The following is a 15884-nucleotide window of genomic DNA, read 5'->3' as shown; positions in this document are numbered from 1 at the left end:
AGGCAGCCGGGCGAATGCGTCCGGCGAGTGTCGGCCGGCGGGGCGATGCGTCGTCCCGCCGGCGGGCAACGATCGGCCTGGCCGAGCGCGACGTGTTTTCGTTCGACGGAGAACGCCGCGACCGGATCGTGGGCGGCGTGCCGGCGTGAATCGGTTCGGCGTGACGCGCGGCGGCGCCGCTGACGACCGACCGGCCGCGGATCGCGTCACATCGAACGGTACGAGATACTGCGCGACGACGGATGTCGCCGATCATGCTCGCCCGTTACGTTCCTGCACCCGGCGGCACCGTGCCGGCCGGTTTTGCCACGCTCGCGGCTTCCATCACGCGCAGCACCGGCCGGCCGCCGACATCCTTCAGCGGGAAATACGAGCGATGCGTGCCCGGATCGACAGCGACGACGTGCGCGTTCGGCCCGAGCCGGCCTTCGCCGATCTTGGCAGCGCTCCGGCCCCGGACGCTGAACATCGAAACGATGCCGGCTTCACCCGCAACATAGAGCACGTCCGACGCCGAATCGAACGCCAGCACATCCGGGCCGCCGCCGAGGTCGAACGTGCGGACGACGTGCCGTGCGCGCATATCGAAGACGAGGAGCGCGTCGTTGTCCTCGCACGCGATGAAGGCGAGGCCGGCGCGCGGCTCGATCAGCAATCCGTGATTGCCTTTCGCACCCGGCAAGTCGAACCGGTCGACGACACGGTCCGTCGCCGGATCGATTTCGACGAGCTGGCTCCGCGTCTGAACGTTCACGAAGATGTGTCGGGAAACCGGGTCGTACTGCGTGTTGCCGGCCTCGCCGTCGAGCGGGATCGTCGCGACGCGCCGGTTGCTGCGGACATCGATGACCGTCTCCGTTTTTCCGTATTCGTCGGATACGTACAGCTTGTGCGCGTCGGCCGCATAGGCCATGCCGTCGGGATAATGCCCGCCCGGCATGCGCGCGACGATTTTCAGCGTCGCGGCGTCGATCGCGACGATCTCGTCGGAGCCGGTCGCAGACGCGTAGATGCGCGACAGCGCCGGCACGGCAAGCACGCCATGTACCGACGATACGTCCGCGATCCGGGCGGTCACGCGCGATGCATGCGTATCGAAAGCGATCACTTCGCCGTCGCCGAGGTGAGCGATGAAGAGCAGGTTGCGGCTCGGGTCCAGGCTTGCGTAGTCGAGTCGTGTCGCGCGGCCCGGCAACGCGATGTCCGCGACATGCTTCAGCGGCAGGGCGCCGGTCGAGGCGCCTTCGCCCGCGGCGAAGACCCGGTGAATCGGCAGGCCCGACGTGCCGAGCCCGCCTAATAGCGCGACGAGCAGCGGCAGGCCGTAGCGCCAGCGTCCAGGATCCTTCATGATTGCCTCCCGCGACGGCCGCCACCGCATTGGCACGGCGGCGGCATCGCTTTGCATGGTTCCCCCGCTCGTCTGCTGTTCGACCGTGGCCGCGATTACCGTGCCCGGCCGTCGTCCGGTTCGACGTGGCGAAACGCTGCCAGCAGCGAAAGGTCGTACGCGATCTTCAGCGCGCCGCATGCGACCAACGGCGCACCGAGCCAGCCGAGGCCGAACAGGCCGCCGGCCAAGGTCGGCGCGACAGCGGCCGCGAGGCTGCGCGGGACGGATGTAAAACTGGCCGCTGCCGGTCGCTCCGCCGGCGTGACGACCGCCATCACATAGGCGGTTCGGGTCGGGACATCCATTTGCGACAGCGCGCTTCGCATCAGCAACAGCGTCAACGTCAGCGGCAACGACGGCGCGAGCGCGGCGCCGATCAGGCAGACGCTCGACGGAATATGCGTGAACACCATCGTGTTCAGCAGGCCGATCCTGCGCGACAGCGGCGCGGCCGCGAGCTGCGAGCCGGCCGAGAGCAGGCCCGCCCAGAAGAAGAACTGGCCGGCAGCCGCGATCGAGAGCCCGAAGCGCTGCATCAACCACAGCGACAGCAGCGAGTTGACGACGAGACCGCCCGCGAATGCGTCGACGCTGAACAGCATCGCCAGCCGCACGACGATCGGGCGTGACGGGCCGAGCGGGGGCGCTGCCTGCGCAGCGCGAACTGCCTGGCGCGGCAGCCGCCGATACAGCATGCAGACGACGACACCGGTGGCCGCATAGACCAGAAACATGCCGCGCATCGCGCCCAGCGTCGAGATTCCGGTATGTGACGCAACCGCGATCGGCAGGCCTGCCGCGAGGGATCCGACCGCTGCCGATACGGCGCCGACGAGGCTGTAGCGGGCGAACAGCGCCGTGCGAGCGTCGCCGTCGGCGGCTTGCGCCAGGCGCGACTGCTCGAGCGGCAGAAACACGCTGACGTCGCCGGAACTCGGATTGAGCGTGCCGGCGAAGGCGATGACGAACAGCGGCCACCACGTGGAGACGCTCGCGAAGCCGATGCCCGTCGCCGCCATCAGTGCCGCCGCGAGCGTCAGCATGCGGCGCTGCGTGAAGCGGCTCGCGAGCATGCCGACCGCGATCGTCGCGATCGCGGAACCCGTCAACGTCGTGGTGCCGATCAGGCCGACATCCAGTTGCGACAGCCCGAGCGACAGCAGATACGCGGGCAGCAGCACGGCAATGAATCCATCGCAGAAACCGCGCATGCCGCGGCTGGCGAGGATCAGCCATGCGGCCTCGTCCGCGCCCGCCGGCAGCATCCGGCTGGCGAGCGTCGACGCGCGGCGGCTGCTAGGGACGTGCATCACGCCGGCACCACGCGTAGAGCGCGTCGTACATCACCATGCCGTGCCGCAGTTGCTCGTGATCGTCGGCGAAGTGTCCGGACAGGCCGATCGAGATCGCGTACAGCCCGGCCGATTCCGGCGCAAGATCGAGCCGTCCGGTATCGGCGCCGCGCACGATCGCGGCGAGCTTGAGCAGCGCCGGGGCGTCGAGCCGGTAGCGGTCGAGAAACGCATCGAAGCTGCAGCGTTCACCATGGTGGCCCAGCTCGACGCCCGGCACGTCGTAGGGCACCGCGCCCGTTTCGTCCGCCAGTCGCAGGACGTCCGGACCCGGGACGTAGAGAAATTCCGGCGCATCGTCGATGAACCGCGCAATCAGCCACGGACATGCGATGCGGTCGACCTTCGGCCGTTCGCGCGTAATCCATTTCACGGCACGCCTCCTGTATGGCGGACGAACGTCGTCCGATGCGTCATGGCCGCCTCCCGGAAATGCGGCTCAATGATGGAGCAGCGGGTAGGCCACGAGCCCGACCAGCGCGGCAGCCGTGACGACGACCGGCTCCTGCAACTTCTTGAAACGCCACAGCAGCAGCACGGTCGCGACCGCGAGCAGCGCGGTCGGCAGGTCGACGATCGAGCGTTTCGCGATGACGAGGACGGAGCCGGTGATCGCCCCGACGGCTGCGGCGGTGATGCCGTCGACGAACGCCTTGACGCCCGGACGGTGCCCGTACTTCTTCACGTAAGGTGCGGGGATGACCGTGAACAGATAGCAAGGCAGGAACGTGCCGAGTGCGGCGACGAGTGCGCCCGGGAAGCCCGCCACCAGATACCCGATGAAGCCGACCGTGATCACGACCGGGCCGGGCGTGATCATCGCGACCGCCACGGCATCCACGAACTGCTTGTCGTTCAGCCAGTGATGTTCGGTGACGACGCCGCCATAAAGGAACGGCACGATCGCCAGCCCGGAGCCGAACACGAACGCGCCGGCCTTCATGAAGAACGCGCCGATCTGAACGAGCTGCGGCAGGTCGATGCCGCTCAATATGCCGCTGGCTGCCGGCAGGTTGGCGGCGGCAACCGCGTTCAGCCCGCCGCGCTGCAGCCACTTGGGCGGGGCACGCCACAGCCAGCCGACCAGGCCCGCGACCACGAACAGCCACGCGATTTCCGATTCCGTGATGAAGGTCACGGCGGCAAGCGTGACGAAGATCGCCCAGAGCAGCTTGTCGTGGCCGACGGTTTTCGTCGTGAGCTTGTAGGCGCTCATCGCGATGATGCCGACCACCGCGGCGCCGACGCCGTAGAAGACGGCCTGCATCCAGGACAGCCCGCCGAAATGTGAGTACGCGAAGCCGAGCGCAACCACCATCAGGAACGACGGCAGCACGAACGCGAAGCCGACGAGCGTCGCGCCGAGCAGGCGGTAGTGCACGAAGCCCAGATAGATCGCGAGCTGGGCCGCCATCGGCCCCGGTGCGAGCTGGGCCAGCGTGAGCCCTTCCTTGTAGTCGGCTTCCGTGATCCAGCCGCGACGCTCGACCAGGTCGCGACGCATGTAGCCTGCGAGCGCGACCGGCCCGCCGAAGCCGAACGTGCCGAGACGCAGCATGTAGGCGACCAGCTGGCCAAGCGAGTAGGTCGGTTCGGTGGTGGCGAGGGAGGTGGTCATGATCTGGCCGCGGTGTGGTTTTTGCCGTTCGACGTGAAGTGTGCGTACAGGGCGTCGAGCACGGCGCCCATCTGCTCGAGCAACCGGTCGTCGTTCTCTGCCTGCTGGCGCGTGCCGGCCATCACGGCCTCGAAGCCGATCGCTTCGGGCGCCGCGGGGCCGCCCACGTCGAGCGCATTCACGATTTCGCCGAGCCGCATCAGCGCGGGGTCGTTGTCGAGCCCGAAACTCGCCAGCAGCACCTCGAACGTCACGCGCTCGCCGACATGCGTAAACGTCGCGCCGTCGAAATCGAAGCCCAGCGCGTCGGCCGGGCAATCCGCCGGCGACGCGAGCCAGACGAAGCGGGCGCGTGCGTCGATGAAGCGGCGGATCAGCCAGGCACTGGCGACGCGATCGACCCACATTCGCTGCCGCGTCGCCCAGGTGCGGCCCTGAAATTCGCCGATCGCCAGCGGCCGGATCGCGCGGTCCGCGGCGTGCGGTTCACCCGGCGACAGCACGGTGTCGACCAGCGCGACGAAATCCTGCAGCGCGACTTCGGCGCGGGTGGCCGAGTCGCCCGGGAAATAGTCGATCGCACGGATGGCGTCGAAATCCTTGCGCATGCGGCGCAGCAAGCGCGTCAGTTCCGAGGCCGACTGTCCGGCGAGGGTCTTGCGGGCGTCCGCAAGGGCCTGGATAAAGGCGGCGTCATCTTCCCCGCGATCGAAGAGCGCGCGGAATTCCCGCTCCTGCGACGCATCGAGACTCGGCGCGCGCAACAGGTGAGCGCTGCCGCCGCTGTCGGCAATCGCGTCCGCGAGCTCGCGCAGCATCCGTTCATGCGCTTCCGACTGGGGCAGCAGGTAGACGCCGTCGCGCAGCACCGCGCAGCCTTTTGCCTTGAGCGCGCGCCAGAACCGCATGCGAGCCGTCGCGTTCTGCGTGGGAAGGGTCAGCACGAGGAGCGACCAGGTCGTGAGTGAATTCATGTAGCAAATGCTACTCATGCGTTACGACTTCTACAAGTTAACTTTGGCGGCGGCTGCGGTGACTGGCCGCGGGGCGGCCTGCGAGGCGCGCGTCATTCGTCTGGTTTTTTTCCGGAAAATACCCCCTCCCCCTATATGGAAACGCGATTTGATATATAGTCCCCCCCGGTATATGAAGGGATCACCATGAGCCACACCATCCAGGAAAAGCAGAAGCTGCTGAACCGTGTCCGCCGGATCAAAGGGCAGGTCGAAGCGATCGAACGCGCGCTCGAGGACGAGCGCGGTTGCAACGAAATCCTCCGCCTCATCACGAGCGGTCGCGGCGCAATGAACGGCCTGCTCGCGGTCGTGCTCGAGGATCACATCCGCAGCCATCTGGTCGACGCCGAAGGTCACGACGACGAAGGCAGCGCGACCGAACAGCTGATCGAAGTCGTGCACAGCTACTTCAAGTAACCGGAGGCGGAATGAACAGCTTCAGCAATGACGCCTTCGGCGCAGGGCATGACCACATCTTTCTCGGCGCCGCGCACGAGCAGAACGAACGCCGGACCTGGATGGTCATCGCGCTGTGCGCGGCGATGATGGTGGCGGAGATTGTCGGCGGGTCACTGTTCGGTTCGCTGGCACTGATCGCGGACGGCCTGCACATGTCGACGCACGCGGGCGCGATGCTGATCGCCGCGCTCGCCTATACGTACGCGCGCAAGCATGCGCGCGACCCGCGCTTCGTGTTCGGCACGGGCAAGCTCGGCGATCTCGCGGGTTTCACGAGCGCGATCGTGCTCGCGATGATCGCGCTGCTGATCGGGTACGAGGCGGTCGCACGCCTGCTCGCCCCGGTCCCGATTCATTTCGGCGAGGCGATTCCGATCGCGGTGGCAGGCTTGCTCGTCAACATCGCGAGCGTGTGGCTGCTGAGCGGCGACCATCATGGCCACGGTCATGGTCATCATCACGGTCATCATCACGGGCATGGTCATGACGATCACGACGATCACGCGCACGACCACGAAGCGGAAGCGCACCAGATCTTCGATCAGCAGGGCGTATTCGTCGTGTCGGTGTTCGAGGAGGGCGTTCCGCCGGTGTTCCGCGTCGCGCCTGCGACGCACGAGACGAAGCTCATCGATGCGAGCGCGGTGTCGGTGACGACGATCCGCCCGGACGGCAGCCGTCAGGTGTTCGCGATGCAAAGTCGCGGCGGCTATCTGGAGTCGACCGAAGCCATTCCCGAACCGCATGAATTCAACGCGATCGTCCGGCTGAACGGCCGCGAGCACGAACTGGCGTTCGAGGAGCACGACCACGGCACGTCCGCGGTGGCGGCGCGCGATCACAACATGCGCTCCGCGTACATCCACGTGATCGCCGACGCGGCCGTCTCCGTCCTGACGATCGTCGGGCTGCTGCTCGCGCGGGCGTTCGGCTGGGTCTGGATGGATCCGCTGGCCGGCATCATCGGCGCGCTGGTGATCGCGAACTGGTCGTACGGCCTGATGCGCGATACGGGCGGGATCCTGCTCGACATGAATTCGGATCGCCGCCTGACGGACAACGTGCGCGGTGCGATCGAAGGCACGGGCGACCGGGTCGGCGACCTGCATGTGTGGCGGCTCGGGCCGGGACACATGAGCGCGGTCGTGTCGGTGGTGACGGACGATCCGAAGCGCGATGCGCGCTTCTATCACGGCGTGCTGCAGCGGTTCAGGAACCTGTCGCACGTGACCGTCGAAGTCGTGCCCGCGACGCGAGGGCGATGAGCATGGCGGTCAAGTCCCCTTGCGTCGACGTGTGTTCGTTCGACGGCCGGACCGGCTATTGCGTGGCATGCCTGCGAACGCGCGACGAAGCGCGCGACTGGAAGAAGATGACGGATCACCGGCGCCATCAAATCGTGAACGACCGCGCGCGGCGGCATGCGAAGCTGACGCGGGCTTGAAGTCGAGGTATGCGCGAAGTCGCGCGTGCGCGGTACGCGTGTGTCGTTGCGCGTGCCGACCGCGTCGCTTGCATCAACCGGTCCCGCCACGCCGGTGCATTCCCGACGAACGCGTTTGCCGGACGATGTACGCCGTCCGCGTGCCGTCACGCGGATCAGGACGCTTGTGATCCGGTATTGCCGAGGCGGCGGTCGGTGACGGTCGTCGATCCGCCCGGCACGCCTCGTCGGGACTGCGCCGCTTCTACATCTCGTATCGCAACGTCGCCATGACGCTGCGCGGCGCCCCCGGCATGTTGAGGTTCGGGTTCGAGCCGTGGGCCGACACGATGTAGCCCTTGTTGAACAGGTTGTAGAGGTTCAACTGGAGCGACATCGGCCCGTGCGCATACCAGGCCATCATGTCGGCCGTCACGTAACCCGGCAGCGTCACCGTGTTCTGCGGATCGGCCATGCGCGCGCCGACGAGGTTCAGGCCGCCGCCAACGCCGAAGCCGCTGCCGAGATTCTTGGTGAGCCACAGGTTGCCGGAGTGGCGCGGGGTCAGGGTAGCGCGCTTGCCCTGCAACGCGGCCGTCGACTGGGTGACGGTCGCATCGAGGTAGGCATAGCCCGCGAGCACGCGCCAGCCGTGGCCGAGTTCCGCAGCCCCGCTGAGTTCCACGCCGTCGGTCCGCTGCTCGCCGATCGGAATCAGCGCCGTGTTGCTTGCATTGGCGACCTTGATGTTGCTGCGGTCCAGCCGGAACACCGAGATCGTCGTGGTGGCCTTGCCGCCGAGCCAGTCGTACTTCGCGCCGATCTCGGTGTTGGTCGTGGTTTCCGGAGCGAGTTCGGCATTGTTGGCCGCCAGCGAGAACGCTTCGCCGGAAGGCTGGAACGAGCGGCTCCACGACACGTAATACGACTGCGTTCGGGTGGGCTGCCAGACGAGACCCACGCGCGGGCTCCACGCCGTATCGGTGCGCGACAGGCCCGGCTGCTTCGGACGGCGGTCGAGCGTCTCCTGCTCGAAGCGATCGTAGCGGATGCCGAGCAGCGCCTTCCACTGCTCGTTGAAGCTGATTAGGTCCTGCGTGTAGAACCCGAGGGTCTTGAAGATGCCGAGGTTGTTGGCCGTCGGCGTGGTCGACGTGTGCAGCGGCAGCGTCGGAAGGGCGGGCGCGAACAGGTCGAAATTCATCGGCTTGCCGTTCGCGCCGGTGACGGGCGCCGAGTAGCTGACGAGATCCTTGTTCTGCTGGCCGAATTCCATCCCGTACAGCAATTCGTGCTTCATGCCGAACAACGTGGCCTTCTGCGTGAGATCGGTCTGGTTGAACCAGCCGTGTTCCTCGCGATAGACGTTGCCGTGATTCAGCGTGAACGTCCGCGCCGCCTCGTTGACGCTGCCGACCAGCGTGTTGTTCCGGTCGAGCGAGTAGTGATAGTAGCGGGTGGCGTTCCGGATCGACCATTGGTCGTTGAACTCGTGCTTGATCGTCGCGGTACTCGAATAGACCCGCGATCGCGTATAGTCCACGTCGCCGGCGTTCGCCGCGCCGTAATACGCGGATGCCGGCACGTCGACCGGTCGTCCGTGATAGGCCGGAATGCCGAAGTCCGTCACGCGACGATCTTCGAGGTAGTCCGCCTGCAGCAGGACCGTCGTCTTCGGCGCGATGCGAAACTCGAACGACGGCGCGACCGCCGTGCGATTCAGGAACTGTTGCGAGCGATAGCTCTTCGCTTCCTCGTGTGCCCCGGTGATCCGGAAGGCGGCCGCGCCGTTCGCGAGGACGCGCCCGACGTCGGCTTCAACTCGGCGATCGGCCCACGAACCGTAGCTGACCCCGAAGTTGGTCACGTCGATCCCGGGTTTTTTCGTCACGCGATTGATCAGTCCACCTGACGATCCGCGGCCGTAAAGAACGGCAGCCGGGCCCTTGACCACTTCCACCCGGTCGACGTTCGAGAGATCCCGGAAATACAGGGCATCGTCGCGAATGCCGTCGACGAACTGGTCGGCAATCGCGGAGAAGCCGCGAATGGTGACCTGGTCGCGCTGACCGTCGCCGGTCGAGAACCCGACGCCCGCGACGTTCTTCAGCACGTCCTGCAGCGAGTTCGCATGCTGGTCGCGCATCACTTCGGCCGTGACCACGTTAACCGTCTGCGGGATATCGCGCAGCGGCGCGTCGATCCTGGTGGCGCTGACCGCGTTCGTCGGGTTGTAGCCTTCGCCCGGATCGCGGAGCGCGCTGGCGTTCACCGATACCGCCGGCAACACGTCGGTGGCCGTGTTGGTCGGTGCACTTGCGTTTTCCTGTGCGAAGGCCGCGCCGACCATGATCGGCTGGCACGCGATGGCGGCCAGAATGGCCCGTCGCGCCGGGTGCAACACGTGTTTCATTTCCCAACCTGCCATGTGTAATGATTCGTAATCTCGAAACGCGACGCATTATCATTTGAAAGGAAGTAAGGGTCAACAAGTGTTGCGCGATAACCGGGATTCTTGTTTTTGTCTGATGTTTGCTGACGCCGAAGGATGCGTTCGTGCCGGATCCGGACGAGCACGGCGTGCGGCCAGGCAATGACGGCGACTGAAGCGCCAGCGGGGCGCGTCGCGCGGGGAGGTTCGTCGGGATTGATCCGGCACGGTCATCGAACCGTTCGGTGTTGCGACTCTGTCGATCCGACTACGAGGTGGTGACCGGCGGGGCGGCGCGCGTGCCGGTCTGGCATGGCGCGCTGTATCCTGAGACTTTCCGGCGGCCGTGACATCTCGTCACGATCGGTGTCACGAACCGGTCGGATACTGCCGGCGTGCGCGGCCTGACGGAACGGTCAGCGGCCGCGCCGCGTGTCGAGGTGGCGGACGGCCGGGCAATCGGCACAGTCACGCGAGTCCTGCCGTGCGGTGTGCCGATTACCGGCGCTGACGTGTTCCCGCGCCGCGGCGCGCCTGTCCTGTCGGGACAGGGAACCCCGTGGCAAGTCGCACCGCCCGCAACCTCGATGCAGATCGATCATGAGCGCTCCAACCCCGATTGCCGGCAAGCCTGCGATTCCACGGACCGTGTGGGCCCTGGGCCTCGTGAGCCTCTTCATGGACCTGTCGTCCGAACTGATCCATGCGCTGTTGCCGATCTATCTGGTGTCGACGATGGGCATGAGCGTCGCCGCGCTCGGCGTGCTCGAAGGGGCGGCCGAAGCGACGGCGATGATCGTCAAGGTGTTCTCCGGCGCGATCAGCGACTGGCTCGGGCGCCGCAAGGGGCTGCTGTTGATCGGCTATGGCCTCGCGGCGCTGACCAAGCCGTTGTTTCCGCTGGCGTCCACGCCGGCCGTGGTCGTGACGGCCCGTCTGCTCGACCGCGTCGGCAAGGGAATACGCGGCGCGCCGCGCGACGCGCTCGTGGCCGACGTCGCACCGCCCGAAATCCGCGGCGCCTGCTTCGGCCTGCGTCAGTCGATGGATACCGTGGGCGCGTTTCTCGGGCCGATGCTCGCGATCGTGCTGATGCTCTGGTTCGAGGACCGCATCCGGACCGTGCTGTGGTTCGCCGTGGTGCCGGCGTTCGTCGCGATCGCATTGATCGTCTTCGGCGTACGTGAGCCGGAGCAGTCGAAACCGGACCGGCGCTTTCGCTCGCCGTTACGCTGGAACGCGCTGCGCGAGTTTCCCCGCGGTTACTGGTTCGTCGTCGCGGCCGGCGCGACGTTTACGCTCGCGCGCTTCAGCGAGGCATTCCTGGTGCTGCGTGCGCAGCAGACGGGGCTCGATGCGGCGTGGATTCCGGGCGTGATGGTCGCGATGAGCGTCGCTTATTCGGCGTCCGCCTGGCCGGTCGGCATTTTGTCGGACCGGCTCGATCGCCGCGTACTGCTCGCGGCCGGCATGGTGCTGCTGATCGCGGCCGACCTGCTGCTCGGCATCGGCACGTCGACGCTCTCGATGTTCGCCGGCGTGGCCGTGTGGGGGCTGCACATGGGCTTCACGCAGGGCATCCTCGCCGCGATGGTGTCGGAAACCTCGCCGGCCACGCTGCGCGGGACCGCGTTCGGCGTGTTCAACCTGGTGAGCGGCATCTGCATGCTGCTCGCGAGCAGCATCGCCGGCGCGCTGTGGGCGCGTTTCGGCGCGTCGGCCACGTTTCTCGCCGGCGCGGCGCTGGTCGTGGTGCCGCTGTGCCTGTGCCGGTTCATGCCGCGACCCGGCACGTCGCCGGCGTGATGCGTCACGCCGCGGGTTCGCCGACGCCCGCGCAAGGCCGAACTGACGGGCGGGCGCGACGGTGCCCGAAGATCGAAGCCGGGGCGCCGCCCGTCGGCGCACTGGCTACCGGCACCCGGCCCGAAGCCTGAAGCCCGAAGCCTGAAGCCCGAAGCCCGAAGCCCGAAGCCCGAAGCCCGAAGCCCGAAGCCCCAGACCGGCGAAGGCCCACTCCGCCTAGTTCCCCGCGTCGCGTTCCGCCCTTAGCTTTCAGATTTGAAAGATTGTCCGGCGTTTGCGATAGAATGCCTCCCCTGTTCGCCGTGGCCATGCCCACGGACGGGCTCCGGCATTCGAAAACGGCGCGCACCGCGCTCGCGGAATTCCATCCCCGTTTCAATGCCGGCGATCGACCTGCCGTTGGAAACACCCGTTCTGTAATTTGGATTGCTAATGAAGAAGAAGCACAACATCACCAAGTACATCGTCATCGCGATGGTGCTTGGCATTGCCGTGGGCTACGCCTGTCATAGCGCGTTTCCCGACCCGAAAATGGCCAGGGAAGTCGCCGGCTATGTGTCGCTGCTGTCCGACGTGTTCCTGCGCCTGATCAAGATGATCATCGCGCCGCTGGTGTTCGCGACGCTGACCGTCGGCATCGCGCAGATGGGCGACAGCGGGTCGGTCGGCCGCGTCGGTGTGAAGGCGTTCGGCTGGTTCTTCATCGCGTCGTTCACGTCGCTGCTGCTCGGCCTGATCACCGCGACGATCCTGAAGCCGGGCAGCCACCTGAGCCTGCCGCTGCCGGCCGCCGATGCGGCGCTCAACCTGAAGACGGGCGCATTCACGCTGAAGGATTTCGTCGTCCACCTGGTGCCGAAATCGATCGCCGAGGCGATGGCGAACAACGAGATCCTGCAGATCGTCGTGTTCTCGATCTTCTTCGGCACCGCGCTGTCCGCGCTCGGCGACGCCGGCAAGCGCCTGACCGGCGTGATCGACGATCTCGCGCAGGTCATGCTCAAGGTGACGGGCGCGGTGATGTGGTTCGCGCCGGTCGCGGTGTTCGCGGCGCTGGCGTCGACGATCACGACGGAAGGGCTCGGCATCCTGCTCACGTTCGCGAAGTTCATGGCGAGCTTCTACCTGGCGCTGGCGCTGCTGTGGGGCGTGCTGACGCTCGCCGGCGTGGCGTTCCTCGGCAAGCGCGCGTTCACGCTGATCCGCCTGATCCGCGAGCCGTTCCTGCTGTCGTTCGCGACGGCGAGCTCCGAGGCCGCGTATCCGAAGCTGCTCGACGCGCTCGACCGGTTCGGCGTGAATCGCAGGATCTCGAGCTTCGTGCTGCCGATCGGATACTCGTTCAACCTCGACGGCTCGATGATGTACTGCACGTTCGCGGTGCTGTTCATCTCGCAGGTGTACGGGATCGACCTGCCGCTCGGCACGCAGATCACGATGCTGTTGATGCTGATGGTGACGTCGAAGGGGATGGCGGGCGTGCCGCGCGCATCGCTCGTCGTGATCGCGGCGACGCTCGGCCAGTTCCATCTGCCGGAAGCCGGACTGCTGCTGATCATGGGCGTCGACATGTTCCTCGACATGGGGCGCTCGGCGACCAACGCGGTCGGCAACTCGATCGCGGCTGCGGTGGTCGCGAAGTGGGAAGGCCAGCTCGGCGATTCGCGCGACGACACGGATCCGGACGGCGACGGCGAGATCAAGCAGGTGGAGGCGCGGGAGACGGCGACGTCCGCGTGATTTCCCTGTTTCAAATGAAATGATCCGCGCCGGCCTGGATTCGACCTGGATACAGGCCGGTGCAATACCTGCCGGCATTACCCGCCGGCAGTTGTTCCTTTACCTGCCTCCGGCGATTTTCCCGATTCGCCGAAAAACCTCCCCATTCCCGATACGCCGCATTCCGACACGCGGTGAAACTCCCGTCGGCGAACGCCGGATTTCCTCGATATCAAGGTACGCGCGTAAGTGGTCATTCACTCTCGCGCAATCGCGCGCGCCGTCTGCGCCAGCGGTCCGCAATTTTTTTCGATTTATATAACGCTATTCTCGCTGCAGCCGATTATCGAATGCGCGCGCGATGTAATACCGACTGCACCGGATGATTTAGGCGGCAGTATTTACGCACTGCCGATTTCAAACCATCCGGCCGCCCCATCATGTGAATGATTCCACCATTCAGGAGAGCATCAGCCATGGTCGCCGGAAAACCGATTCAGGCCGTGCTGCTCGCCGCCGCGATCGCCTCGATTGCGCCGGCCGGATACGCGGGCAACACCACCGACTGGCTGGCGAACACGTACGGCACGCTCGCCGCGCACGTCGGCAACGTCGCGCGTTCGATGTGGGTCGCGCCCGAAGGCGTGATCTACACCGCGTCGATGTGGGACGAGGACGAGGGCGGCGTCGCGATCTACCAGAACGGCAAGAGCGTCGGCTCGATCGGCACGCACTCGGAATTCCAGGGCAGCGCGATCACGGGCAACGCGACGTCGCTGTTCGTCGCGCTGCAGCCCGGCAACGGATACGGCAGCGGCGCGGTCGGGCGCTACAACCGCGCGACGCGGTTCCGCGACAAGCTGATTCAGGTCACGACGGCGACCGACCAGCCGCGCATCGACGTCGTCACCGGGCTCGCCACGGCCGGCTCGCTGCTCTATGCGAGCGACTTCTACGGCAATCGCGTGCGGGTGTTCACGACCGACGGCGTGTGGCAGCGCGACATCGGCGTATCGGCGCCGGGCGCGCTCGCCGTCGACGGTGCGGGCAACGTCTGGGTCGCGCAGAAGAGCGCGGGCGCGGTCGTCGAATTCAGCCCGGCCGGTGCGCTGCTGAACACGATCCGGCTGGCCGCCGGGTCGCAGCCGTCGGCGCTCTGTTTCGATGCGGCGACGGGGCAGCTGATGGTCGGCGACGAAGGCCCCGACATGAACATCAAGCGCTATACCGTCGCGGGCCGGCCCGCGCTGGCCGGCACGTTCGGCGTGCGCGGCGGTTATCTCGACACGACGACGGGCACCAAGGGGCAAGTCGGCGCGCAGCGCTTCACCCGCGTGGCCGGCATCGGCAAGGATACGGCCGGCAACCTGTACGTGCTCAACAACCCGTGGGGCGGCAGCTGGGATCTCGGCCGCAACGGCGCGACCGACATTCACGCGTACGGCAGCACCGGCAGCCTGCGGTGGACGCTGCAGTCGCTCAACTTCGAAGGCATCGCCGCGCCGGACCCGGTCACCGACGGCGCGCTGTTCTACAGCGGCACGCACGTGTACAGCGGCACCGCGGGCGGCGCCTTCGTCGCGAACACCGTCGATCCGTTCACGTATCCGTCGGATCCACGCATCAATATGGGCGACACGCAGCGCGACGAGCACTTCGGGCTGCTGACGTCGGTCGGCGCGAACCGGATCCTCGTCGCGGCGGGGCAGAATCCGCCGGTCTACTATTTCTTCCACTTCAACGCGGCCAGCGGCTACGTCGCGATTCCGGACGGATCGATCCCCGGGCCCGCGTTCAACACGACCCGGCGCGTGTCGGCCGGCTTCAGCCTCGACAGCAACGGCGGCGTATGGGCCGGCCTCGACAAGACCGGCGCCATTTATCACTATCCGCTGACCGGTTTCGATGCGAGCGGCAAGCCGTCGTGGGGGCCGGGCGTGCCGACGCCGGTGCCGGCCAGCATCCATCCGCTCACGCGCATCGTCTATCTCGCCGACAGCGACACGATGGTGCTCGCGCAGGGCGTCGTCGGCAGTACCGACTGGACGTCGATCGGCACGCGCATCGAGGTGTATCACGGCTGGCGCGCGGGCAACACGACGAAGCCGAACCCGGTGATCACGCTGCCGCACAGCGGCGCGAAGTCGATCGATGCGGCCGGCAACCACCTGTTCGTCGGCTACTGGTTCAGCAGCAGCGGGCCGCTGTGGCCGAACATCGACGCATTCAATCTCGACACCGGCAATCTCGACACGACGCTCGTCAACGCGAGCCCGGCGACCGTGGATACCAGCAGCGCGATCGATGCGATGTACAGCGTGCGTGCATACCGTCGCGCGAACGGCGAGTACGTGGTGACGAAGAACAACGTGAAAGGGAACAGCATCACCGTTTACCGGTGGACGCCTTGAGAGCGAGCCCTCACGGCCACGATGACACCGCGATGGCTGTCATCGAAATGCCTTCGCTGTAACGATGTGTAAGAAGCCGGCCCGCAACGGAGCCGGTCATCCGCTTGACATTGGGCGGCGATGTAATGCCGGCACGTCGGCGATCGTCGACGCAATGCACTCGATCGATTGGCAAGGGCCCTCGCCGCCGCGCGACACGGGCAGACAACGCCAGGATCATGCCGGACTCGTCAGACGGTAATCGCCCCATCAGTAC

12 protein-coding genes are annotated in these 15884 nt (G+C 66.6%); 6 read left to right on the top strand and 6 right to left on the bottom strand.

Going from position 1 to position 15884, the window contains the following annotated elements:
* Positions 1 to 265 precede the first annotated feature (265 nt).
* The 5 genes from U4Z64_RS21605 to U4Z64_RS21585 form a co-directional block, all read right to left on the bottom strand.
* A complete protein-coding gene (locus U4Z64_RS21605) occupies positions 266 to 1351 on the bottom strand; it encodes a YncE family protein (RefSeq protein ID WP_321821033.1) in 1086 nt (361 codons plus the stop codon).
* 95 nt (positions 1352 to 1446) lie between these two features.
* The gene (locus tag U4Z64_RS21600) at positions 1447 to 2703 is read right to left on the bottom strand and encodes an MFS transporter (protein WP_321821054.1); all 1257 of its coding nucleotides are present in this window, start codon (positions 2701 to 2703) and stop codon (positions 1447 to 1449) included.
* Positions 2690 to 3118: a chromate resistance protein ChrB domain-containing protein gene (locus tag U4Z64_RS21595; protein WP_044847518.1), complete on the bottom strand. Its 429-nt coding sequence runs from the start codon at positions 3116 to 3118 to the stop codon at positions 2690 to 2692. The genes U4Z64_RS21600 and U4Z64_RS21595 overlap by 14 nt, the downstream gene beginning before the upstream one ends.
* 66 nt (positions 3119 to 3184) lie before the next feature.
* Complete coding sequence (locus tag U4Z64_RS21590) at positions 3185 to 4363, bottom strand: chromate transporter (protein WP_321821032.1); 1179 nt, start codon at positions 4361 to 4363, stop codon at positions 3185 to 3187.
* A complete protein-coding gene (locus tag U4Z64_RS21585; protein ID WP_321821031.1) occupies positions 4360 to 5337 on the bottom strand; it encodes a chromate resistance protein ChrB domain-containing protein in 978 nt (325 codons plus the stop codon). The genes U4Z64_RS21590 and U4Z64_RS21585 overlap by 4 nt, the downstream gene beginning before the upstream one ends.
* A 186-nt stretch (positions 5338 to 5523) precedes the next feature.
* Here U4Z64_RS21585 and U4Z64_RS21580 point away from each other — a divergent pair, with 186 nt between their 5' ends.
* Genes U4Z64_RS21580 through U4Z64_RS21570 form a run of 3 tightly spaced genes read left to right on the top strand, consistent with a single transcriptional unit; the run spans position 5524 to position 7282 of the window.
* Positions 5524 to 5796 (top strand): metal/formaldehyde-sensitive transcriptional repressor, encoded by a 273-nt coding sequence (locus U4Z64_RS21580; protein WP_044847515.1) that lies wholly within the window; start codon positions 5524 to 5526, stop codon positions 5794 to 5796.
* 11 nt (positions 5797 to 5807) lie between these two features.
* Entirely contained in the window at positions 5808 to 7103 is a 1296-nt protein-coding gene (gene dmeF, locus U4Z64_RS21575) for a CDF family Co(II)/Ni(II) efflux transporter DmeF (protein ID WP_321821030.1), read from the top strand.
* Between the two features lie 2 nt (positions 7104 to 7105).
* A complete protein-coding gene (locus tag U4Z64_RS21570; protein WP_185500436.1) occupies positions 7106 to 7282 on the top strand; it encodes a DUF1289 domain-containing protein in 177 nt (58 codons plus the stop codon).
* 244 nt (positions 7283 to 7526) lie between these two features.
* Here the strand turns inward: U4Z64_RS21570 and U4Z64_RS21565 are convergent, their stop codons facing one another.
* Positions 7527 to 9674: a TonB-dependent siderophore receptor gene (locus U4Z64_RS21565; protein WP_321821029.1), complete on the bottom strand. Its 2148-nt coding sequence runs from the start codon at positions 9672 to 9674 to the stop codon at positions 7527 to 7529.
* Between the two features lie 618 nt (positions 9675 to 10292).
* On the opposite strand from U4Z64_RS21565, the gene U4Z64_RS21560 reads away from it, so the two are divergent.
* The 3 genes from U4Z64_RS21560 (at position 10293) to U4Z64_RS21550 (ending at position 15628) form a co-directional block, all read left to right on the top strand.
* On the top strand, positions 10293 to 11498 hold the full coding sequence (locus U4Z64_RS21560) for an MFS transporter (protein WP_044847510.1): 1206 nt from the start codon (positions 10293 to 10295) through the stop codon (positions 11496 to 11498).
* 432 nt (positions 11499 to 11930) lie between these two features.
* Positions 11931 to 13238: a dicarboxylate/amino acid:cation symporter gene (locus tag U4Z64_RS21555; RefSeq protein ID WP_321821028.1), complete on the top strand. Its 1308-nt coding sequence runs from the start codon at positions 11931 to 11933 to the stop codon at positions 13236 to 13238.
* 455 nt (positions 13239 to 13693) lie between these two features.
* Complete coding sequence (locus U4Z64_RS21550; RefSeq protein ID WP_321821027.1) at positions 13694 to 15628, top strand: SMP-30/gluconolactonase/LRE family protein; 1935 nt, start codon at positions 13694 to 13696, stop codon at positions 15626 to 15628.
* Positions 15629 to 15884 lie beyond the last annotated feature (256 nt).

This window comes from Burkholderia sp. BCC1996 (genome assembly GCF_905339955.1).
Classification (GTDB): domain Bacteria; phylum Pseudomonadota; class Gammaproteobacteria; order Burkholderiales; family Burkholderiaceae; genus Burkholderia.
Note: the sequence above shows the minus strand (reverse complement) of the source record. Positions and strands in the feature narration are given on the sequence as shown.